Below are 20424 nucleotides of genomic sequence, written 5' to 3'. Positions count from 1 at the left end.
GGCCGCTGCGCACGATGCCTTTGGGCGTGGCACTCTGGCTCAGCCCCCAGGCCTGTCCGCCTGCACCTTGGGACTGATCCTGTAACTCCTCACATCCTCCGTGATCGGCAGCATGGTCGCGTCCCAGGCCAGCCAGTCCGCCCGCAGCCTGGCAAGACGCTCAGGCTCACGCTCCGCCAGGTTGGCGCGTTCGCGCGAGTCCTGGGCGAGGTTGAACAGGAACTCGTTGCCGTTGATCTGCAGATACTTCCAGTCGCCCTCGCGCAGCGCGCGCTGGGCGTTGGACTTGTAGCGCCAGAACAGCTTGCGCTCGACAGCGGCAGCCTGGCCGAGGATCTGCGGCAGCACATTGGCGCCGTCACTCGGATAGTCGGCCCGCGGTGCGGTGCCGGCCGCAGCCAGCAAGGTGGGCAGCCAGTCCATGCTGATGACGACCTGATCGCTGACCTGGCCGGCCTTCACGCGCGCCGGCCAGCGCAGCAGCGTGGGCACGCGGATGCCCCCCTCCAGCAGCTCGGACTTCTGGCCGCTGAAGGGCCAGGTGTTGGAGAAACGCTCGCCGCCGTTGTCGCTGGTGAAGACGACGAGGGTGTTCTGTGCCAACCCTTGAGCCTCCAGCGTGGCCAGCACGCGGCCCACCGCTGCGTCCAGCGCGCCGACGATCTCGCCGTATTTCTTCAGGCTGCCACCGTCGCCGTGGTTGAGATTCTTCAGCTGGCGCGACACGGCCTCGTCGCCCGGCCCCTCCCAAGGCCAGTGCGGGGCGGTGAAGTGCAATGACAGCAGAAACGGTTGGGCGGCGGTCTGCCGGCGCACAAAGGCCTGGCCATGCTCGGCAATGAGGTCGGTGTAGTAGCCGGCCTTGTCGACGCGCACTTCACCTTCGAAGAGATCGGGCGGCAGGTTGGCGCCGACGCCGGCCTTGTGGCTGAAGTAGTCGACCGCGCCGCCGGTGTTGCCGAAGAACTCGTCATAGCCGCTCTTCAGCGGGCCGTACTTGGGCAGGGCACCGAGATGCCATTTGCCGAACAGCGCGGTGCGGTAGCCGCGCGCCTTCAGCAGCGACGCCAGCGTGGGGTGATCGGGCGGCAGGCCGAGCTGGTCGCCACCAACGGGCTCCTCCAGGCCGCCGCGCAGCCGGTACTGGTAGCGGCCAGTGATGAGGCCGAAGCGCGTGGCCGAGCAGACGGCCGAGTTGGCATAGCCCTGGGTGAAGCGGATGCCCTGGGCGGCGAGCCTGTCGAGATTGGGCGTGGCGTAGTCGCGCTGGCCGTAGACGCCGAGGTCGGCGTAGCCCATGTCGTCGGCCAGGATGAAGAGAATGTTGGGCGGTGTGTCGGCAGCGCGGGCCGTGGCCGGCAGCAGGGCGAGTGCACCCAGGCCCTGCAGCAGGCCGCGTCGGGAAGAAGAGGTCATCGGGTCAGGAGAAAATCACGGGCAAGGAGACTTGGATCTCGTCGGCGCCACCGGCCGTGCAGCGCATGCGCTTGACTGCCGCCTGGACGTATTTGTAGTACTCCTTAGGACCGGACTGCGGCAGCACGTCGACGACCTGGTTGCCGCGGATCTTGATCAGCGTCTGCACGGTGCCGCGGATGCCGACGCGGTCGATGGCTTCCTCCAGCGCGGAGGCCAGCACCGCCTCGTAGCCCGGGCAGGCCAGGCTGATCTCGCGCTTGACGATGGCCGGAGGCGCCGGCGGCGGTGCCGGCACAGGGGCCGGGGCCGCGGCGATGACAACGGGTTCCTTGGGCGGCTGGGCCTGCACGACCTGGATGGGCGCTGGCGGCGGCGTGACGACAGGCGCGATCTCGGGCGGCGGCACGTAGGCCGGTGGCGGCGCGATCTTCTGCACGGGCTCGATCTTGACGACCTTGGGCGGCGGCGGTGGGGGCGGCGGAGGCGGCAGCACCTCGGGCAGCAAGGCCATCTCGATGGGTTTCTTGATGACCTCGACGGCCTTGGATGCGAGGCCTGTCGTCAACGCCCAGCCCAGCACGACATGCAGGCCGACGACGACGGCGATGCCGGTGCCGCGGTTGGCGCTGACCGGCGGCTTCAGCTGCGAGCGCAGCGGCGACGCGGCGGCCAGCGGCGCGGGGGCGACCAGGCGCCGCGGCGCCGGGCGGGTGTCGTCCAGCGTCAGTCCGCCGGGCAAGAGCACTGCACTCATCGTGATCTCTCCTACTGCTTATCGATCGTCGAGAAACTGCTCGCTGCCCGTCACGCCCAGCTTGGTCAGCCCGGCCTGATGGGCCGCCGTCATGACGGCCGCGAAGTTGTCGTACTTGGCGCCGGGCTGAGGGCGCACATGCACCTCAGGCTGGGTGGCCTGCTTGCCGGCGGCGTCGAGGCGCTCGCGCAGCGCCACTTGGTCGGCGATGGCCTCGCCGTTCCACAGCACCGCCTCAGGGGTGATGTCCAGGCGCACGACCTCGGGCGGGACCGGCGGCGGCGCTGAAGGCGGCGCGATGGGCAGGTTGAGCTTGACGCTGTGCAGCTGGACCGGGATGGTGATGATGAGCATCACCAGCAGCACCAGCATGACGTCGATCAGCGGCGTGGTGTTGATGTCCGGCACCGGCAGGGCCGAGTTGATCTGGCGGCGCGCGCGGGCCGCCTTGCGCAGGGGTGAAGCGCTCATGGATTTCGAGCCGGCGGTTCGGTGATGAAGCCCACCTTGGCGATGCCGGCGCGCTGGGCGGCCAGCAGCACGCGGCCCACGGGGGCGTAGTCGCTGCCGGCGTCACCGCGCACATGCACCTCGGGCTGGGGTTGCTGCCGAGCGATGCCCTTGAGCCGCTCGAACAGGGCGTCCCTGCTCGCCACCGGCGCGTCGAACCAGTAGAGCTTGCCGTCGCGCGAGACCGTGATGACGACGTCCTTGGGCTCGCTCTCGCGCACCTCGTTGCGCTGCTTGGGCAGCTCCACGGGCACCGAGAAGTTCACGACCGGGATGGTGATGAGGAAGATGATGAGCAGCACCAGCATGACGTCGACCAGGGGCGTCGTGTTGATGGACGAGACCGCCTCTTCGGAACCCGTGGCGCCTTGGGCGAGCTGGATGGCCATGGTGGGTCTCAGGCCAGCGCTGGCGTCAGTCCGGCGGATTGCGGCTCGGCGGCAGGCTCTTCATGGCCCGAGCCCAGCAGCACCGAGTGCAGCTCGCCGGAGAAGTCGCGCACCTCGTCCAGCACCAGGGCATTGCGGCGCAGCAGCGCGTTGTAGCCCAGCACGGCGGGCACGGCCACCGCGAGGCCGATGGCCGTCATGATCAGCGCCTCGCCCACCGGCCCGGCCACCTTGTCGATGGAGGCCTGGCCGGCGACACCGATGGCGGTCAGCGCGTGATAGATGCCCCAGACCGTGCCCAGCAGGCCGACAAAGGGCGAGGTGGAGCCCACGGTGGCCAGCAGGCTCAGGCCGGTGGAGAGCTGGCGCTGCACACGCTCGGTGGCGCGGTGCAGGGACAGGTCCACCCAGTCGGCGAAGTCGACCTTGGCGCGCAGGCCGTGGTGGCGCTGGGTGGCCTCCAGGCTGGCCTCGGCGATATAGCGGTAGGGGCTCTTCTCCGACAGCTTCTCGGCGCCCGCCTTGACGGTGCCGGCGCTCCAGAAGTCCCTCTGCGCGGCGCGCGACTGGGCGCCCAGGCGCGCCTGCTGCAGCAGCTTGGTGATGATGACGTACCAGCTGCCGGCACTCATGGCGACGAGGGTGAAGAGCACGGCCTTGGTGACGGCATCGCTCTTCTCCCAGACGGAGCCGACACCGTAGGGGTTGTCGCCCTGGGCGTGGGCGGCGCCGGCGATGAGGAGCAGGGCAAGCGGCGCAAGGGCGCGACGGGCAAAGGTGGAGGTGTTCATCGGCGTTGGAGGGATTGAATCTGGGGACCGAGGCAGTGTGCGCAGCACTCGCCCAAGCGCGAACTAAGCTTTTCGCGTTAGCTCATGCTGCGACGTGAAGACGCACGTCCTGATGGCTGGGCTCGTGCGCCACCTCGTGCGAGACGCGGGCAGGCATGGGCAGCAGGTCCAGGCGCTTCAGATGGGTGCGCAGCACATTGCGCGTGATGCCCAGCAGGGCCGCCGTGTGCACCTGGTTGTGGTGGCAGTGCCGGTAGGCCGCGCGGATCAGCGCCGATTCGACGCGGGCATGCAGGGCCTGCGGGGCCTCGTCGAACAGGCGCTCGAAGACGCGCTCCAGCACCTCCTCCTCATCGACGGTCCGGGTGGCCGCAGCGGGCACAGCGATCTGCGGGCGGGCCACCGCATGCAGTTGCAAATCGTCGCGGGTCACGCGGCCGTCACGGCAGATGATGAGCGCGTAATGGATGACGTTTTCCAGCTCGCGGATATTGCCCGGCCAGGCGTAGGCCAGCAGGGCCTCACGCGCATCGGCACCGAGGCGCACGTCGGCCAGGCCGAGGCGGCGGCTGTAGACGTCGATGAAATGCTCGGCCAGCGCGAGGATGTCGCCGGGGCGCTGGGCCAGCGGTGCCAGTTGCAGCGTGGCGACGCTGAGGCGGTAGTAGAGGTCGGCGCGGAAATGGCCGGCGGCCACGGCCTGCTCCAGCCTCACATTGGTGGCGGCCACCAGGCGCACGCGCACGTCGATGGGCTTGCGCGAGCCGATGCGCACCACCTGGCGCTCCTGCAGCACACGCAAGAGTTTGACCTGCACCGACAGCGGCAGGTCGCCCACCTCGTCCAGGAACAGCGTGCCGTCGGCCGCAGCCTCAAACCAGCCGGCACGCGCACTGGTGGCACCCGTGTAGGCCCCGGCCTCGTGCCCGAAGAGTTCGGCCTCGACCAACTGCTCGGTGAAGGCGCCGCAGTTCACCGCCAGGAAGGGGCCGCGGCGGCCGCTGCTGTTGTGGATGTGGCGGGCGATCAGCTCCTTGCCGGTGCCGGTCTCGCCGATGATGAGGACGGTGGCGTCACTCGCGGCCACGCGCTCGGCCTGGGCCAGCAGAGCGCGCGAGGCCGGGTCGTCGAATACCAGCGCCTTGGCGCGGATCGACAGCACCTGGTGCTGGGAGTCGGGGAAGGTGAGCAGGCGTGTCATTGCCGGCACTCTAGGCAGCGCCCTCCAAACAGGGAACGCCGCTTTGCGCAGATGCATATGCGCTCAACGTGGTGACCTGCGGCATCCCCGGCCGCGGCAGGCACACTCGAAGCCATGAGCCGTCGCCTTGCCGCCATCACCGCCGCCCTGCTCGCCGCCGTGGCCCTCGCCACCTGCGGAGTCGTCAGCCGCATTTCCGACGGCCATCTCGACATCGAGCAGGCCGAGCTGCAGGCGCGCATCGCGCCGCGCTTCCCGACCCATCACTGCAAGCTCCTCATCGCCTGCCTGGACCTGTCCAACCCCGTCGTCGTGCTGGCCGAGGGTGAGGACCGCATCGGCCTCAATGTCGACGCCAAGGTACAGCTGGGCGGCAAGGAGCGCATCGGCCGCGTGGGTTTCACCGGCCGGCCGCGCTATGTGCCCGCCGATGGCCAGCTCTTCCTCGACGATCTGCAGATCACGACGCTGGAGCTGGCCGGCCTGCGCGACGAGTACGCCGAGATCGTCAAGCGCAGCGGTCCGGGCATGATCAACGCCCAGTTGCAGTCCCACCCCATCTACACCATCGATGCGAGCACGGCCAAGGGGACGCTGACGAAGCTGGCCGTGCGTGACGTCAAGGTCGTCAACGGCAAGCTGAGGATCGACTTCCGTCCGGGCAGCTAGGCCTGCGGCATCCGGTCGCGCAGGAAACAACGCGCAACTTGTCCCCGCTTCGCGTTAGCAGGCGTTCCAAGGGGCGCCGGCTTCGAAGCATCGCGATACATCCGCCGGGAGGGAAGTGCAGGGCCTGGTGCAGACTGGCCCGATGACTCTGCACATCGACGACAAACAGACGACATTGACCTCTGAGCAAACCCTCACCGGCTGGCGCCGCGAGTTCTGCGTCGAGTTGCTTGGCGAAGGCCAGGCACGCATCTTCCTGCGGGCCGTGGAGGCCGCCTCGCTGAAGGCCACCGAACTGCATCGCGGCGTGCTCTTCCACCGTGTGGGCTCGGGCTTCAGCGATCTGGCCGGCTGCGTCGCCGCGGCACGCGATCCGCTGGAGAGGCTCGCCGGCACCGCCGCGCGGCAGCAGCCGAGCAAGGACAATCTTTTCGCCGCGGTGACCTATGACCGCAATGCCTGGGAGGCCGTCGTCAGCGCCGTGGAGCAGTGGCAGCGCCGGCCCGCGTCCCGCAGCGCCTGAGCCGGCACGTCTGCCGGCTTTCAGCCTGCCGTGGCCAGCAGCCGCGCAACCAGGGCGCTCAGCTCACGGAAGGTGTCTTCCTTCTCCAGCAGGGCACGAACGCCTGCCGCAGCCGCCTGTTCGCGCAACTCGTCGGTGATCAGGCCCGAGCTGATCACGACCGGCAAGCCGGGGCGGATGGTGGCGATTTCATGCGCCACATCGAGGCCCGAGCGGCCCGGCATGTTGAAGTCGGTCACGAACAGGTCCACCGATCCGGGTGATTCGGCGACGGCGGCAAGCGCGGCGGCGGCCGTCGTGTAGCCGCTGCAGCGATAGCCGGCACGCTCGAGGAGACGCACGACGACCAGCATGACGGTTTCGTCGTCGTCGAGATAGACGATGTGCTCGCCATGCCCCGGAGACGGTACCTGCGCCGCACCTTCCACGCTCGTCACCGACATCGGCGGATTGACCGCGGGCAGGTAGAGATGGAAGGTGCTGCCGCGGCCGGGCGCGCTGTCGATGGCAATGCTGCCCTGGTGGGCGACGACGATGCCATGGACGACCGACAGGCCCAGGCCTGTCCCCTGGCCGGTGGGTTTGGTCGTGAAGAAGGGCTCGAAGATCCTCTCGCGGGTCGCGGCGTCCATGCCCCTGCCCGTGTCGCTGACCCACAGATGGACATAGGGGCCGGCCACCAGGCCGGACAGGGCCCGGGCGGTCGCTGCGTCCAGATGCGTGGGCTCCAGGCCGATGACGATCTTGCCGACTTCGCCGTGCAAGGCGTGCCAGGCATTGGTGCTCAGATTCATCAGCACCTGCTGCAGCTGGGTGGCGTCGCCGTCGACGTGCAGGGGCTCGTCGCACAGGCTCAATTCCAGCTCCACGCCGGCCGGCAGGGTCACGCGCAGCAGGCCATAGGTTTCATCGACGATGGGCCGCAGCGCGACATTGCGCAACTGCTGCGGCTGGCGGCGGCTGAAGGTCAGGATCTGGCGGACGAGATCGCGCGCGCGCAGGCCAGCCTTCTGGATTTCGCTCAGATTCACCAGCGCGGGATGGCTGGCCTCGAGCTCGCCGCGCGCCAGCTCGACATTGCCGAGGATGGCGCCGAGGATGTTGTTGAAGTCGTGGGCGATGCCGCCGGCCAGGGTGCCGAGGGATTCCATCTTCTGGGCCTCGCCGAGCTGCACCTCGAAACGCCTCAGCTCGGCCTCCGCCTCGCGATGCGCGGCGCGGCGGGCGGCCTGAACGAGCTCACGCTCCAGCACCGGTGCCAGCCGGCTCATGTTGTCCTTCATCACATAGTCGTTGGCGCCGGCCTTCATCGCCACCACCGCCGTCTCCTCGCCGATGGTGCCGGAGACGAAGATGAAGGGAATGTCCAGGCCGGTGGCGCGGAAGGCATTGAGCGCTTCCAGGCCGCTGAAGCCCGGCATGCTGAAGTCGGAGATCACCGCATCCCAGGGTCCCTGGACGAGGGCGGCCTGCAAGGCCGCCAGGTCCTGGACGCGCTGGAACTCGGGCGCGAAACCAGCGCGGCGCAGCAGGCGCATCGCCAGGCGGACGTCGTTCTCCGAGTCCTCGATGGCCAGAACCCTGATCGGCTGAGCTGCATTCATGACGAGGCCGGCCGCGGCGGCAATTGGTTGAGCGCGAGCCAGTAGATGCCGAGCACCTTGACCGCTTCGACGAACTCGGTGAAGTCGACGGGCTTGCGGACATAGCTGTTCGCACCCAGTTTGTAGCCGGAAACGATGTCCTGCTCCTCCTTGGACGAGGTCAGGATTACCGCTGGAAGCAGGGCCGTGCGGGGGTCGGCGCGCAAGGCCTTGAGGACGCCCAGGCCGTCCAGCCGGGGCAGCTTCAGGTCCAGGATGATCAGCGTCGGCAGCGGCGCCTCGGCACGCCCGGCATGGGCGCCGCGCGCGAACACGAAATCCAGGGCCTCCACGCCGTCGCGGGCGACGACCAGCGGATTCATCAGATGGCTGCGCTTGAACGCGCGCAGCGTCAGCGCGACATCGTCAGGGTTGTCCTCAACCAGCAGGATGACCTTGCTCTCGTCGTTCATCGGTGTGCTCCAGGATACGGAAGAAGAAGCTGGCCCCGCCGCCAAGGCTGGCCTGGGCCCACAGCGGCCAGCCATGGCGGCGCAGCACGCGCTGCACGATGGCCAGGCCGACGCCGGTGCCGGGGAAGTCGCTTTCGTGATGCAGGCGCTGGAAGGCGCCGAACAGGCGATCGGCATAGGCCATGTCGAAGCCGGCCCCGTTGTCGGCGACAAAGCAGATCCTGTCTTCGCCTTCCCGGCGCATGCCGACGCGGATGACGGCGTCAGCGGTCTTGCCGGTGAATTTCCAGGCGTTGTCGAGCAGGTTCTGCAAGGCGATATGCATCAGCTCGCGGTCGGCCTGCACCAGCATGCCCTCGTCGATCTCCCAGCGCACGCTGCGCTCGGGCTGGCCGCGGGCCAGGTTGGCCGCCATCTCGCGGGCCATGGCGCTGAGGTCCACCGGCTGGATGCGCAGCTCGGCCCGGGTCACCCGCGCCAGGCCGAGCAGCTCGTCGATCAGCCGCCCCATGCGCTGGCTGGCGCCGCGGATGCGCTGCAGGCTGTCGCGGGCCTCCTCGTCCAGCTGGTCGCCATAGTCCTCGAGCAGGGCCAGCGAGAAGCCGTCCATGCTGCGCAGCGGGCTGCGCAGGTCGTGCGAGACCGAGTAGCTGAAGGACTCGAGTTCGTTGTTCAGCGACACCAGCTCCCGGTTGCTGAGCTCGAGCTGGCCGAAGGAATCCCGCAGCGCACGCGTCATCGCGTCGAAATGGCGCGCCATCTCGCCGAGTTCGTCATCGCTGCCGACATCGAGCTCGAACGACCAGTTGCCGGCGGCGACTTCGCGGGTGGCCTGCTCGAGCCGCGCGATCGGGCGCAACACGTCGCGCCGGAAAACCCAGACGGCGGCAGCCGTGATCAGCGCCATCAGCGCCAGCCCCGCGGCCGTCACGAGGACGACGCGCTGCTGCGTCTCGTCGATGCGTTCACCCGCATCGTCGATCAGCTGGGCCGCTTCCACGAGGCTTCTCTGCTGCAGGATCAGCAGCCGGCTGGACACCTGGGTCTCGAAGCGCCGCTGCACCTCGTCGTCGGCAGCGGTCGCAGCTTGCGCAGGTCCGACCTCAGCGAACAGGCGGTGGCTGGCTTCACCGTTCGCGCGCAGCTCGGCCAGCGTCCGGGCCGCCGCGTCGTCGACAGGAACCGGCCGGGCCAGCAGGCCCTCGAGCCGCTGCCAGACGGCCTGCTCCTGCAGCCGGGCGCGCTCGCGGCGGTTCAGCAGGTATTCGAAGGTCACCATGCGCATGTCGTTGAGCGCGCCGGCGATCGCGGCGCTGTGGCGGCGCCGTTCGACGGCGGCACTGACCTGGGTATTGGCCCAGGCGATGCTGGCGGCAATCAGCGCCATGGCGCCGAACATCAGCGCGGCGGCGATGCGGGCCTTGCTGCTGATCTTCATCGCACCACCGTCACCCGCCCCGGGCTTGCTGCCTGCAGGGCCGTGAAATTGAGATGGGCCAGGAAGTTGGGCATGGGTTGCGTGGGCGCATAGCCGCGCGCCATCGCCCAGCCCGCCACGTCCTCCAGCGTGACCAGTTGGGCCTGCTGCTCGTCGACCTCCAGCTCCAGGGCCTGCCAGGCCGGCTCCAGCGCCTCGGTGCTGAGCTTCAGGCGTTCGGCCAGCAGGGTCTTGGCCTGCAGCGGGTCGGTCTGCACAAAACGCTCGGCGTCCAGCAGCGCCAGCAGCAGCCGGCGCAAGGCTTCGCCGCGGGCCGACAGGAACTCGCTGCGGCCGACCAGCACATAGTTCTGCGCATAGGCGTCAGGGGCGCGGAAGGACACGATGGCGTCCCCCAGGGCCAGCTCGGCCTCGTGGCGGACCGGCTGCCAGGCGGCGATCGCATCCACGCTGCCACTACGCAGCGCCTCGACCAGGCGGGTGGGCGACAGGTCCACCAGGACCAGGGACTGCGGCGCCAGGCGATGGCGCACCATGAAGGCCCAGAGGAAATATTCGCCGCTGGTACCCAGGGTGACCCCCACCCGCCGCCCCTGCAGCTCGCCCGGCGAGGCGATTTCGCGGTCGCGGCGCGCGAGCACGGCCAATTCATTGGAGGCGCTCGCCACCGCCGCCGCAATGCTCAGCGGCGCCCCCTTGAGCACCTCGATGACGATGGGCACGTCGGCGGCGGCGGCCAGATCGGCACCTCCTCGCAAGAGCTCGGCCAGGGCGGCCTTGCCATGGGTCTGCGCGAGCACAGTCACCGCCAGGCCGCGTTCCTCGAAGAAACCCCTGGCTGCGGCGATATGGATGAGGCCGGCATGCGGCGCCTGAGGAAGGGCGATGGAAAGCTTCTCGGTCACGGCGGGCGCTGCGCTGCGGCGCCGGCCGATGCCCCAGGATGCGGCCAGCACCGCCAGAGCGGCCAGACCCATCAGGTGACGGCGATTCAGGCTGCGACCCGGGGGGGGCGGAGCGCTCATTTGGTCCTCCCGCATCCAACACGCCCAGGCCGTGAAGCCGTCCGGATAACGGGTCAAGTGTGCTGGCTATGTCCGTTTGGGCCAAGGGTACGGGCATGCCCCCGGTCTTGCAAGGCCTGTCGTGCGGCGCGAACGCCACGACTTCACGGACCGCCAGGTGTTTCGTCCGCCCCGGGGCGGGCCACCCCTGCAGATCTGAGCGCCTGCGTCCAAATAACGGTTTATTCGATTGCCATATGACCATAAAACGGCAATGCTCGAGACCGCGCCAGCAGCCTGCCGCAAAACCTGAACGGCAGGCGCAGAGAAGGCGCGCGGCAAACTCCATGGAGGCGGCGGATGGACTTGACCAGCTTTACCGACCAGTGGCAGGCGCAGCGGCAGCAACTCTTCAAATCCGTGCCGCCCGAAGGCCGCAAGGTGCGCTATCTGGGCATGGAGTTCCTGGTCTATCCCAACACCTTCTGGCCCTTCGCCGACAGCCTGCCGCTGGTCAAGCACTTCAAGGTCAGGCCCGGCGAAAGCGTGCTGGACGTGGGCACCGGCTCCGGCGTCATCGGCATCTTTGCCTGCTACCAGGGCGCCGCACGGGTGGTGGGGGTGGACATCAACCCCGCGGCCGTCCAGAGCGCCACCCATAACGCCCAGGCGCATGGCTTTGCCGGCACCATGGAGGTGCTGCAGTCCAATTTGTTCGAGGCCCTGGGCAAGGAGCAGTTCGACGTCATCACCGCCAACCTGCCGTTCCGCAACAAGCCGGCGCATGACGTGGTGGCCATGTCCCAGTGGGATACCGACTTCCGCACCAACACCCGCTTCTTCGCAGAGGTGGGTCGGCACCTGAAGCCCCAGGGGCGCATCTACTTCGTGCAGTCCAATTTCGGCGAAATCGAGGCCATGCAACGCCTCGCGCAGGCCGCGGGCCTGCAGACCAGGGAGCTGGCCAGCGAAGCCATCGACGAGACCCGGCGCCAGCAATTCTTCGTCTACGAGATGTCCCGGGCCTGACGCACGGCTGCCGTGGACAGCTTCCTGCCGGCCATCAAGTCGCGCCGCGACGTTCCCGGTTCCGAGCTGGACCTGATGGTCCGAAGGGTGGTGGTCATCCTGTCCGGTTCGCGTGGCGGGTCCAGCCTCTTCAAGGAGACCCTGGCCCGGCATCCCCGCATCGCCTCGCTGGACGGGGAGCTGGATCCGCTGCTGGCCCTGTCCGGCAACGGCTTCAACCAGAACTCCGACAGCGATTGCATCGAATGGGTGGCCAACGCCGCCGAGCTGACCAGCAGCATCCTGGACGAGATCTCCTTTGCCTCGAACGAGCTGCTCGACACCGAGCTGCTGCTGAGGAAATGGAAGAACCGCCTGCTGCTGCAGTTTCCTTGCTACTTCCTGGGCCCCGAGCAGCGCCTGGAGCGCTCGCTGGAGGCAGCATTGAGCCAGTTCGACCGCGGCGACCGCCGCAGCGAGGCCGAACTGCAGGACCTGGTGCTGCGCACCGTCTTCGCCGACGCGCCCTGGCGCATCAGCTACTACGACGGCAAGGCGGCGGCCGGGGCCGGCCTGTATTTCGACGAGCCCCTGAAGATCGAGGAGCCGCCCTTCGTCGTCCCCACGCTCAGGCGGCGCCCGTTCGGCCTGGCGGACGTGCGCGATTCGGTGCTGCTGTTCAAGGCGCCGTCCGACGCCTATCGCATCGGCATGTACGAGCAGCTCTTCCCCAATGCCGAGGTGAGCTATATCCACCTGACGCGGGGTTTCGCTCAGTCCGTCAACGGCCTGATGGACGGCTGGCTCTATCCGCTGGGCTTCTTCTCGCACGACCTCAGCAAGATCGGCTGCGAGCTCGACATCCGCGGCTATTCAGACACCGTGGCCTTCGGCCGCAAATGGTGGAAGTTCGACCTGCCGCGCAACTGGCGGGAATTCACCCGCGCGAGACTGGAGGAGGTCTGCCTGAACCAGTGGTATTCCATCCACGACGCCATCCTGCGCAGCGGCGTCTGCACCCTGCGCCTGTCCTTCGAAGACTTCATGGCCGACCCCGCCACGGCACTGCGGACCATCACCGACCATCTCGGCCTGCCCGCCATGGAACTGCCGGCCTCCCTGCCCGTCAGGATGGCCACCGAGCCCCCGCGCTTCAGGCGCTGGCACAAGCGCGGCCCCATGCTGCTGGCGCTGGGCCGGCGGGCCGAGGTGCGCGAAATGATGGGCAGGCTCGGCTATCCCATGGAGCCCGACTCATGGCTGTGAACGCAAGACTTCTCCTGCCCTTTCTGATGGGCCAGCGCCGCGACGGCCTGCGCCGTGTGCTCGACATCGACGCCCATCCCTGGGAGGTGCTGGCGCCTGAGCAGTTGCAGGAGACGCGGATCGACGACCCCGTGACCAAGCTGCGCAACCTGGGCAGCCTCTACGCCCTGCTGGCCGCACGCGCCGCCGCTCTGGTCCGCAGCGGCTGCCGGCCGGTCAGCATCGCCGGCGACTGCGTCTCCAGCCTGGGCATGCTCGCCGGCCTGCAGCAGGCCGGCCGGGCGCCCGAACGCGTGCTCTGGCTCGACGCCCACGGCGACTTCCACACCTGGTCCAGCTCCCAGACCCAATACATCGGCGGCATGCCCCTGGCCCTGTTCGTCGGCCGGGTCGACCATGACGCCGACCCGCGCAGCCAGGCGGCGCTGGCCTGCCTGGCCACCATTGGCGTGCAGGCCTACCCCGAGCCGCAGATCGTTCTGGCCGATGCGCGCGACCTCGACCCCGGCGAACGCGAGGCCCTGCTGGGTTCACAGATCCTGCGCTGCCCGCTGGACGAGGTGCTGGCCCATCTGCGACCCCGGGAGCGCATCTATCTGCACTGGGATACCGATGTCATCGACGACGCGGCCCTCATGCCGGCGCTCAAGTACCACGTGCAGCGCGGCCCCAGCGCCGCCGACATCGCCACCCTTTTCGAGGCCCTGCGCGCCTACGACATCGTCGCCGTCTCGGTCTCCGCCTGGCATGCGGAACAGGACGAGGACAACCAGACCGCCCGCGTCTGCCTGGAGATATTGAACACGCTGCTCCACACCTGATGCCTCGCGGCGATCGTCCGCTCCCAGCCTGCCGCTCCACGTAGGGAGGACGAGGAGGCCGCAGGCGCCTACACTTGAAGCTCAAGCCCCCTACTTCTTTCGCTCATGGCCACACGAGAGAGCAGCCGGTTGACGGTGCCTCTTGCATTCCATGTGGGAGAGGGGGCCGACTCCCGGCAGATTGCCGACGCGATCGGTGCAATGTGGACGGACATCGAGTCCGCTCTGCAGCCCGTTTTCGGCCGTCGCGGCGTTGATGCGCTGTTCAAGCGGACCGTGCACCTCACGGCAGCCCAGCACCCCTGGCTTGAACCCGCCAAGGCCGGTGCTGATGGCACCGCATGCGACCTGGCCCAGCTCAAGACGCTGTTTGTCGCCCAGCCGCCCACGGCGGCTGCCGAGACGGGCAGCGCGCTGTTCCTGCATTTCCGCGAGTTGCTCGCGTCGCTCATCGGGCCACGGCTGAGCGAACAACTGCTGCAGACCACCGGGTCGAGCTCTTCAAGCGCTGCTGCAGCGCAGGACCCCAAGCCATGACATCCAAAGTGACGATCAACAGCCTGGCGACCGGGGTCCCGGGGCTGGACGACTTGCTGGGTGGGGGCCTGCCGGAGTTCTCCTTCAACCTCATTGCCGGGCAACCGGGCTGTGGCAAGACGACGCTGGCCCACCAGATCATGTTCGCGCTGGCCACGCCGGAGCGCCCGGCGCTGTACTTCACCGTGCTGGGTGAGCCGCCGCTGAAGATGCTGCGCTACCAGCAGCAGTTCTCCTTCTTCGACCCAGCCGCCATCAACCGCAGCGTGCGCTTCGTCAACCTGTGTGACGAAGCCATGGCCGGCGACCTGCATCGCGTGCTGGCCCGTATCACCGAAGAGGTGGCGGCGCATGAGCCGGCATTCGTCTTCGTCGACTCCTTCCGCTCCGTGGTGCTGGCCACCAAGGACGACGGCAACGCCCACGCCCATCTGCAGCACTTCATGCAGCAACTCGGCATGCTGATGACGAGTTGGCAGGCCACCACCTTCCTGATCGGCGAATACTTCACCGACACCGATGCCAACCCCGTGTTCACCGTGGCCGACGGCCTGATCTGGATGCGCCAGAACGTGCAGCGCAACGCCATGGTGCGCAAGATGGAGATCATGAAGATGCGCGGCCAGCCCTCGCTGCCGGGGCTGCACGCCTTTCGCATCACCGGCGACGGGCTGCAGATCTTCGTGCCCGGCAAGCTGGCCGCGCCGCCCGAGGAGGCCGCCGTGCCGTCGCGCGCCACCACCGGCGTGCCGGGCCTGGACGAGATGATGGGCGGCGGCCTGCCGCGCGGCTACTCGATGCTGGTCGCCGGGCCGTCGGGCTCGGGCAAGAGCATCATGGCCGCAGCCTTCCTGAACGCCGGCGTGCTGGCTGGCGAGACCGGCGTCATCGCAGCATTCGAGCGGCGTCCCACGCGGTTGCGCAACCAGGCGCTGGCGCAGGCGATCGCACAGGACCGCATCGGCCTGGTGGAGAGCCACGCGCCGGACATCTCCATCGAGGAGGTCATGCAGCTGCTCGCCGCGGAGGTGCACCGTCTCAAAGCCAGCCGGGTGGTCATCGATTCGCTGTCGGGCTTCGAGCTGGCGCTGGGGCCGTCGTTCCGCGAGGACTTCCGCGAATCGCTGCTGCGCCTGGTGACCTCGCTGACCGGCATGGGTGTCACGGTGTTGATGACCTCGGAACTGGAGGACCGCTACACCGACCTGCGCTTCAGCCCCTACGGCACCGCGTTCATGACCGACGCCATCATCGTGCAGCGCTACATCGAGGTGGAAAGCCGCCTGCGCCGCGTGCTGGCGGTGGTCAAGGTGAGGGACAGCGCGCATTCCGACGAACTGCGCGAATACAGCATCGACGATGGCGGCCTGCGCATCGGTGCCCCGCTGACCGAGCAGGAAGGCCTGCTCGGCGGGCGCCCGGCGACGCGACGACGCGCCACGCCGGTCGGCGAGATGTAAGGGCACAAAGGGCTGATGCGATGAACCCCGAGCACAAGCCCGACCCCTCCCTGCACGCGACGCTGGCAGCAGAGGTCGCCATGCTTGAGCGTTCAGCCGTGGCCGCGCGTGCCGAACTGGCCGCCTTGTACGCCGACCTGGCTCAGGCTCGGGTCCAGATTGGCGACCACCCGATGCACCAGCTGTTGGAGGCCGACAGGCAACTGGCGCCGGACGCCCTGCGCGCCCCCGAGCTCGATGCCCTCGATGCTCTGCCCAACCGGGTGCTGCTGATCGACCGCATGGCCCAGGCCCTGGCGCACGCCCGGCGCAACGACACCCGGCTCGCGCTGCTGTTCCTGGACCTGGACGGGTTCAAGGCCATCAACGACAGCCGCGGGCGCCAGGTCGGCGACGAGGTGCTGCGCATGGTCGGGCAATGCCTGGTCGCTTGCGTACGCGGCGTGGACACGGTCTGCCGCCTGGGCGGCGACGAGTTCGTGCTGCTGCTCAGCGAGATTGCCGAGGCGGCGGACGCCGGCCTCGTGGCGGACAAGCTGCTGGCGTCCCTGGCCGAACTGGCCACCCCGGGCCGGGTGCCGGTGTCCGCGAGCATTGGCGTCAGCGTGTTCCCCGACGACGCGACCGACGCCGAGGGACTGGTGGACTGCGCCGACCGTGCGATGTACGGCAGCAAGCGTGCGGGAGGCGGTTGCTACCGGTTCTTCTCGGCCTTGGGGTCGCATCCGGGTGATGCCCAGCAAGACCTGCAGAGCGATCCCGCCCGGCGCGAGGAGCGCGGCACGCGCCTGCGTGATGCGAACGAAAAGCTGGTGCTGTCGGCCATGGCGGCGTCGGCAGCAGTGGAGCAGCAGGAGCAGATGCTGGCTGGGTTGCAGACTGCGGCCAGGAACAAGGACGAGTTCCTGAGCGTTCTGGGCCACGAACTGCGCAACCCGCTGGCGCCGCTGCTCACGACGCTGGACGTGCTGCGAATGCGCGGTGGCGGCTACGAGACGGTGGAACACGCCACCATGCGCCGCCACGTGTTCCACATGGTGCGTCTGGTGGACGATCTGCAGGACGTTGGCAAGATCGCGTCCGGCAAGGTGGAGCTGCGGGTGGAGCGCGTGCCCATCGAGCATCTGGCCTTGCAGGCCATCGCGCTGGCCAAGCCCCTCATGGAGCAGCGCCAGCAGCATTTCGCGTTTGCCGACAGCCCCGAGCGGCTGGCCTGCTGGGGCGACCCGGTGCGCCTCACGCAATGCCTGTCCAACCTGCTGATCAATGCGGCCAAGTACACGCCTCCCGGAGGCAGCATCTCGCTGACGACAAGCCGCGACGGCGAGCAGGCAGTCATCGCCGTGAAGGACGACGGCAGGGGCATCTCCGCGTCGGCACTGCCCGACGTGTTCAACCTGTTCTTCCAAGAGCGGGTGGACGCGAACTCGCTCACGGGCGGGCTGGGCGTGGGGCTGGCCCTGGTGCGCAGCCTGGTGGCGCTGCACGCCGGCAGCGTGGCCGCGAGCAGCGCAGGCCTAGGGCGGGGCAGCGAGTTCGTCATCCGGCTCCCGCTCATCGACGAGGAGGATGGGCCACAAGCAGTGCGAGGCAGTCAGCCGACCGTCGCGGCCCTGCACCCGCCACGCCGTGTCCTCATCGTCGACGACAACTACGACGCGGCGGACTCGCTGGCCGAGTTGCTGCGCCTGTACGGGCATGAGGTGTGGGTCGCCACCCATCCCGTCGCCGCGCTGCAGATGATCGGCGCCGCCGCACCCGAGCTCGCGCTGCTGGACATCGGCCTGCCCGGCATGGATGGGTACGAGCTGGCAGCGTTGATCCGGCAGGAGAACCCCGGGCTGCAGGTCGCCCTGGTGGCGCTCAGCGGCTATGGGCGTGCAGCCGACCAGGCCCGCAGCGCGCAGGCGGGCTTCCATGCGCATCTGGTCAAGCCGGTCGACATTGAAGCGCTCGAGCGCATCCTGCAATCAGTTCAGCCCTCGCCCATGCCGGCAGACTGAGGCGCCCGGCGGCATGGAGGATGCGCCACCCGCTGGCGCGAGAAAGCCAGCGTCCGCTACCAGCGGCAGCAACGATAGGCCAACCCCACGCCCGCGGAGAAGGAACTGCGTTGCTGCGTCAACGGACTCGCCGCGGCATCGCCCACGAGGCGTGAAACGCCGGCGTTGCCGAAGAGGATCCATCTCGGTGTCAGCGCCGTGGTGAAACCCAGCCCGCCATACACATCCCGCGCGCCCGCGCCCGGCGAGAAGGCCGGCAAGCCGGACGCCACCGATTGCTCGGGCGTCACGCCAAAGTAGGTGCGCATGTTCTGCGCACTCGCCAGGGAGGCCCCGACGCTGGCGGACCACTCGGTGCGCTCGGTGACGCGCTGGTGGTAGCCGAGATCGACGCTGCCGACGGCGCCGCCGCGCCGGCCCAGCAGATCCTGGGAGATGTTGCCGCTGAGGTCCCAGCGCTCGGCCAGCTTCCAGGAGGCGAAGAACCGCCCGCGCAGCGTGCGCTTGACGTCCGGCAGGCCCTTGAGGTGTTCCGAGTCGCCCGACGTGCGCCCGCTGTCGAAGCGCAGGGCCGCGCCCAAACGGAACTGGTCGCTGCTGAGCAGCAGCGCGCTCGCTCCCGGCCCTTGCGGGTCCGAAGCGAAGTTCATCACGCCGCCCGCCCGCGACGTGCTGATGCGGAACCGCCCCCACTGATAGGCCCACAGCGGACGCAGCTTCACGATGCGCCGGTCAGATCCCTCGTACTCCGGCTGCGACAGGGCCATGGCCCCCACCAGCCAGTTGCTTGCCGTGGGTGTCTGGGGGGCCTCGTCGTCTGCCCGGCAGTTCGGTGCGGCCAGCAGGAAGGAGGACAGGATGCAAAGTGAGAGACCGGGGCGTGCGAGCATGCCCACATGATCGTGGAGGGGGCTTAAGTCAGACTTAAGGCCGCATGCCTGGGCGGGCCTGTCACCCGCCCAGCACGTGCATGTCGGCGCGCTCGGGCCGTTGCGGGCGCAGCCGTTCGCGCTGCTCGGAGTAGGCGTCGCCACGTCCAGCCCAGATGGCGGCCAGCCGGTCGTGCAGCAGCGATTCGCTGGCGTGGGCGCCGCGCAGGAGGTTGCGCAGATCGTGGCCGTGGGCGGCGAACAGGCAGGTGAACAGGCGCCCGTCCGCCGTCAGCCGGGCGCGTGTGCAGTCGCCGCAGAAGGCGTGACTGACGCTGCTGATGAAGCCGATCTCCCCGGCGCCGTCCACGTACTGCCAGCGCTGGGCCGTCTCGCCGCCGCGCGTGGCCGGCAGGGGCTGCAGCGGCCAGCGCGCCGCGATGCGCGCGCGCAGCTCGTCGCTGGGCAGCACCTCGTCCAACCGCCAGCCGTTGTGGCAGCCGGCGTCCATGAACTCGATGAAGCGCAGCACCATGCCGCTATCGCGGAACTGCGCCGCCATGGGCAGGGCTTCGCCGTCGTTGGTGCCGCGGCGCACCACCATGTTGACCTTGATCCTGGCAAAACCCGCCTGCTGCGCCGCCTCCAGGCCACGCAGCACTTCCGCCACGGGGAAGCCGACGTCGTTCATGCGCTGGAAAACGGCGTCGTCGAGTGCGTCGAGGCTGACGGTCAGGCGATTCAGGCCGGCGTCCCGCAGCTCGCCAGCCTGGGCGGCCAGCAGGCTGCCGTTGGTCGTCAGCGCAAGGTCCGGCGGCGTGCCGTCGAGCGTGCGCAGTGAGGCGAGCTGGCGGATCAGCTCGGGCAGGTCGCGGCGCAGCAGGGGTTCGCCGCCGGTCAGTCGCAGCGTGCGCACGCCCAGGGCCAGGGCCTGGCGGGCGACCTGGGCGATCTCCTCGAAGCTCAGCAGCTGCGCCTGCGGCAGGAAGCGGTGGCCAGGACCGAAGCGGCTGCGCGGCATGCAGTAGCTACAGCGGAAGTTGCAGCGGTCGGTCAGCGAGATGCGCAGGTCACGCCAGGGGCGGTGGCGGCGGTCGTGCAGCGGGCCGGCGGCCGGCGGTGCCGCGGCGCGGCGCGGGATCCAGAGCAAAGGGGCGGTCCTCGCATCCATGGCGGCATTGTGGGCGGCGGCCCCGGCCCGGCCCATCGGGCCGTGGCAGGAGGTGGGCGGTGCCCGCCTAGTCCCTTTGGCGTATCCCCGCCTCCGCCATCGGGCGCGACACGCCCCGGCCGTGCGCGCTTAGGCTGGCGTCATGAACATCCAACATTTCGACGACCTGCTGGCCATGGCCCGCAATCAGCGCGAGCCGCAGCGCCTGCTGATGGTCTTCACCACGGCCGAATGCGAGCCCGACGCGACGCCCGAGCAGCGCGCCGCCCATGCCGCCGGCGAGGGTGGGGTGCTGCACCCGCTGATGTGCGTGGACAAGGATCCGGGCGAGGTGGCGGATTTCGCGGCCCTGGCCGCCGAGGCCCGCCAGGCCGGCCCGGCCTGGCAGCTCATGTTCACCGCCGCCCTGGCCGGCCGCACGTCCGCCAGCGAGATCCAGCGCATGCTGGACCTGCTGGTCAAGCGGGTGCAGGCCGGTGAGTTCGGCGGGCTGCTGCCTTTCAACCCCGCCGGCGAAGTGGTGCTGATCGGCTGA

At 69.0% G+C, this 20424-nt stretch carries 21 protein-coding genes; 9 read left to right on the top strand and 12 right to left on the bottom strand.

Annotation, left to right across the window (positions count from 1 at the left end):
* Nucleotides 1–39 precede the first annotated feature (39 nt).
* The 6 genes from J2X20_RS26360 to J2X20_RS26335 all read right to left on the bottom strand — a co-directional run bounded on the left by J2X20_RS26360 (nt 40) and on the right by J2X20_RS26335 (nt 5064).
* On the bottom strand, nt 40–1416 hold the full coding sequence (locus J2X20_RS26360; protein ID WP_310272060.1) for a sulfatase family protein: 1377 nt from the start codon (nt 1414–1416) through the stop codon (nt 40–42).
* Between the two features lie 4 nt (nt 1417–1420).
* A complete protein-coding gene (locus J2X20_RS26355) occupies nt 1421–2173 on the bottom strand; it encodes an energy transducer TonB (RefSeq protein ID WP_310272058.1) in 753 nt (250 codons plus the stop codon).
* Between the two features lie 18 nt (nt 2174–2191).
* Entirely contained in the window at nt 2192–2644 is a 453-nt protein-coding gene (locus tag J2X20_RS26350) for an ExbD/TolR family protein (protein ID WP_310272053.1), read from the bottom strand.
* Nucleotides 2641–3066, bottom strand: coding sequence for an ExbD/TolR family protein (locus tag J2X20_RS26345; RefSeq protein WP_409034210.1), 426 nt, complete (start codon nt 3064–3066; stop codon nt 2641–2643). The genes J2X20_RS26350 and J2X20_RS26345 overlap by 4 nt, the downstream gene beginning before the upstream one ends.
* Before the next feature lie 14 nt (nt 3067–3080).
* A complete protein-coding gene (locus J2X20_RS26340) occupies nt 3081–3863 on the bottom strand; it encodes a MotA/TolQ/ExbB proton channel family protein (RefSeq protein ID WP_310272047.1) in 783 nt (260 codons plus the stop codon).
* Between the two features lie 82 nt (nt 3864–3945).
* On the bottom strand, nt 3946–5064 hold the full coding sequence (locus J2X20_RS26335) for a sigma-54 interaction domain-containing protein (RefSeq protein ID WP_310272043.1): 1119 nt from the start codon (nt 5062–5064) through the stop codon (nt 3946–3948).
* Nucleotides 5065–5178: 114 nt separating this feature from the next.
* On the opposite strand from J2X20_RS26335, the gene J2X20_RS26330 reads away from it, so the two are divergent.
* The gene (locus J2X20_RS26330; protein ID WP_310272041.1) at nt 5179–5733 is read left to right on the top strand and encodes a DUF1439 domain-containing protein; all 555 of its coding nucleotides are present in this window, start codon (nt 5179–5181) and stop codon (nt 5731–5733) included.
* A gap of 142 nt (nt 5734–5875) precedes the next feature.
* Nucleotides 5876–6256 carry a hypothetical protein gene (locus tag J2X20_RS26325; RefSeq protein WP_310272040.1) on the top strand — a complete coding sequence of 127 codons (381 nt, stop codon included), beginning with the start codon at nt 5876–5878 and terminating at the stop codon, nt 6254–6256.
* Nucleotides 6257–6276: 20 nt separating this feature from the next.
* On the opposite strand, the gene J2X20_RS26320 is transcribed toward J2X20_RS26325, so the two are convergent.
* From J2X20_RS26320 to J2X20_RS26305, 4 genes are read right to left on the bottom strand one after another with little or no spacing between them, the layout of a single operon-like run.
* Entirely contained in the window at nt 6277–7860 is a 1584-nt protein-coding gene (locus tag J2X20_RS26320) for a hybrid sensor histidine kinase/response regulator (RefSeq protein WP_310272037.1), read from the bottom strand.
* The gene (locus tag J2X20_RS26315; protein WP_310272033.1) at nt 7857–8312 is read right to left on the bottom strand and encodes a response regulator; all 456 of its coding nucleotides are present in this window, start codon (nt 8310–8312) and stop codon (nt 7857–7859) included. Before J2X20_RS26315 ends, J2X20_RS26320 begins: the two co-directional genes overlap by 4 nt.
* Nucleotides 8278–9750 (bottom strand): sensor histidine kinase, encoded by a 1473-nt coding sequence (locus J2X20_RS26310; RefSeq protein ID WP_310272030.1) that lies wholly within the window; start codon nt 9748–9750, stop codon nt 8278–8280. The genes J2X20_RS26315 and J2X20_RS26310 overlap by 35 nt, the downstream gene beginning before the upstream one ends.
* Nucleotides 9747–10775 (bottom strand): ABC transporter substrate-binding protein, encoded by a 1029-nt coding sequence (locus J2X20_RS26305; RefSeq protein WP_310272027.1) that lies wholly within the window; start codon nt 10773–10775, stop codon nt 9747–9749. Before J2X20_RS26305 ends, J2X20_RS26310 begins: the two co-directional genes overlap by 4 nt.
* A gap of 339 nt (nt 10776–11114) precedes the next feature.
* On the opposite strand from J2X20_RS26305, the gene J2X20_RS26300 reads away from it, so the two are divergent.
* The 6 genes from J2X20_RS26300 to J2X20_RS26275 all read left to right on the top strand — a co-directional run bounded on the left by J2X20_RS26300 (nt 11115) and on the right by J2X20_RS26275 (nt 17849).
* Entirely contained in the window at nt 11115–11783 is a 669-nt protein-coding gene (locus J2X20_RS26300) for a methyltransferase (protein WP_310272025.1), read from the top strand.
* Between the two features lie 12 nt (nt 11784–11795).
* Entirely contained in the window at nt 11796–13028 is a 1233-nt protein-coding gene (locus tag J2X20_RS26295; protein ID WP_310272021.1) for a hypothetical protein, read from the top strand.
* Nucleotides 13019–13849, top strand: a complete 831-nt coding sequence (locus tag J2X20_RS26290) for an arginase family protein (RefSeq protein ID WP_310272018.1) — start codon at nt 13019–13021, stop codon at nt 13847–13849. The genes J2X20_RS26295 and J2X20_RS26290 overlap by 10 nt, the downstream gene beginning before the upstream one ends.
* A 105-nt stretch (nt 13850–13954) precedes the next feature.
* Nucleotides 13955–14386, top strand: a complete 432-nt coding sequence (locus tag J2X20_RS26285; RefSeq protein ID WP_310272016.1) for a hypothetical protein — start codon at nt 13955–13957, stop codon at nt 14384–14386.
* On the top strand, nt 14383–15846 hold the full coding sequence (locus J2X20_RS26280) for an ATPase domain-containing protein (RefSeq protein ID WP_310272011.1): 1464 nt from the start codon (nt 14383–14385) through the stop codon (nt 15844–15846). Before J2X20_RS26285 ends, J2X20_RS26280 begins: the two co-directional genes overlap by 4 nt.
* Before the next feature lie 20 nt (nt 15847–15866).
* A complete protein-coding gene (locus J2X20_RS26275) occupies nt 15867–17849 on the top strand; it encodes a diguanylate cyclase domain-containing protein (protein WP_310272008.1) in 1983 nt (660 codons plus the stop codon).
* A 56-nt stretch (nt 17850–17905) separates the two neighbouring features.
* On the opposite strand, the gene J2X20_RS26270 is transcribed toward J2X20_RS26275, so the two are convergent.
* Nucleotides 17906–18739 (bottom strand): MipA/OmpV family protein, encoded by an 834-nt coding sequence (locus J2X20_RS26270; protein ID WP_310272006.1) that lies wholly within the window; start codon nt 18737–18739, stop codon nt 17906–17908.
* Between the two features lie 61 nt (nt 18740–18800).
* On the bottom strand, nt 18801–19889 hold the full coding sequence (moaA, locus tag J2X20_RS26265) for a GTP 3',8-cyclase MoaA (protein WP_310272003.1): 1089 nt from the start codon (nt 19887–19889) through the stop codon (nt 18801–18803).
* Between the two features lie 142 nt (nt 19890–20031).
* On the opposite strand from moaA, the gene J2X20_RS26260 reads away from it, so the two are divergent.
* Nucleotides 20032–20424 carry a ribonucleotide reductase subunit alpha gene (locus J2X20_RS26260; RefSeq protein ID WP_310272000.1) on the top strand — a complete coding sequence of 131 codons (393 nt, stop codon included), beginning with the start codon at nt 20032–20034 and terminating at the stop codon, nt 20422–20424.

Origin of the sequence: Roseateles saccharophilus (assembly GCF_031458095.1) — a bacterium.
GTDB lineage: Bacteria > Pseudomonadota > Gammaproteobacteria > Burkholderiales > Burkholderiaceae_C > Pelomonas > Pelomonas saccharophila_A.
This window is presented reverse-complemented; position numbering and strand designations above follow the sequence as displayed.

Excerpts from the sequence above, each read along its gene's own strand:
- J2X20_RS26360 (WP_310272060.1), bottom strand. The coding sequence starts at position 1,416 with ATGACCTCTTCTTCCCGACGCGGCCTGCTGCAGGGCCTGGGTGCACTC.
- J2X20_RS26355 (WP_310272058.1), bottom strand. The coding sequence starts at position 2,173 with ATGAGTGCAGTGCTCTTGCCCGGCGGACTGACGCTGGACGACACCCGC.
- J2X20_RS26350 (WP_310272053.1), bottom strand. The coding sequence starts at position 2,644 with ATGAGCGCTTCACCCCTGCGCAAGGCGGCCCGCGCGCGCCGCCAGATC.
- J2X20_RS26340 (WP_310272047.1), bottom strand. The coding sequence starts at position 3,863 with ATGAACACCTCCACCTTTGCCCGTCGCGCCCTTGCGCCGCTTGCCCTG.
- J2X20_RS26335 (WP_310272043.1), bottom strand. The coding sequence starts at position 5,064 with ATGACACGCCTGCTCACCTTCCCCGACTCCCAGCACCAGGTGCTGTCG.
- J2X20_RS26330 (WP_310272041.1), top strand. The coding sequence starts at position 5,179 with ATGAGCCGTCGCCTTGCCGCCATCACCGCCGCCCTGCTCGCCGCCGTG.
- J2X20_RS26325 (WP_310272040.1), top strand. The coding sequence starts at position 5,876 with ATGACTCTGCACATCGACGACAAACAGACGACATTGACCTCTGAGCAA.
- J2X20_RS26320 (WP_310272037.1), bottom strand. The coding sequence starts at position 7,860 with ATGAATGCAGCTCAGCCGATCAGGGTTCTGGCCATCGAGGACTCGGAG.
- J2X20_RS26315 (WP_310272033.1), bottom strand. The coding sequence starts at position 8,312 with ATGAACGACGAGAGCAAGGTCATCCTGCTGGTTGAGGACAACCCTGAC.
- J2X20_RS26310 (WP_310272030.1), bottom strand. The coding sequence starts at position 9,750 with ATGAAGATCAGCAGCAAGGCCCGCATCGCCGCCGCGCTGATGTTCGGC.
- J2X20_RS26305 (WP_310272027.1), bottom strand. The coding sequence starts at position 10,775 with ATGAGCGCTCCGCCCCCCCCGGGTCGCAGCCTGAATCGCCGTCACCTG.
- J2X20_RS26300 (WP_310272025.1), top strand. The coding sequence starts at position 11,115 with ATGGACTTGACCAGCTTTACCGACCAGTGGCAGGCGCAGCGGCAGCAA.
- J2X20_RS26290 (WP_310272018.1), top strand. The coding sequence starts at position 13,019 with ATGGCTGTGAACGCAAGACTTCTCCTGCCCTTTCTGATGGGCCAGCGC.
- J2X20_RS26285 (WP_310272016.1), top strand. The coding sequence starts at position 13,955 with ATGGCCACACGAGAGAGCAGCCGGTTGACGGTGCCTCTTGCATTCCAT.
- J2X20_RS26280 (WP_310272011.1), top strand. The coding sequence starts at position 14,383 with ATGACATCCAAAGTGACGATCAACAGCCTGGCGACCGGGGTCCCGGGG.
- J2X20_RS26275 (WP_310272008.1), top strand. The coding sequence starts at position 15,867 with ATGAACCCCGAGCACAAGCCCGACCCCTCCCTGCACGCGACGCTGGCA.
- J2X20_RS26270 (WP_310272006.1), bottom strand. The coding sequence starts at position 18,739 with ATGCTCGCACGCCCCGGTCTCTCACTTTGCATCCTGTCCTCCTTCCTG.
- moaA (WP_310272003.1), bottom strand. The coding sequence starts at position 19,889 with ATGGATGCGAGGACCGCCCCTTTGCTCTGGATCCCGCGCCGCGCCGCG.
- J2X20_RS26260 (WP_310272000.1), top strand. The coding sequence starts at position 20,032 with ATGAACATCCAACATTTCGACGACCTGCTGGCCATGGCCCGCAATCAG.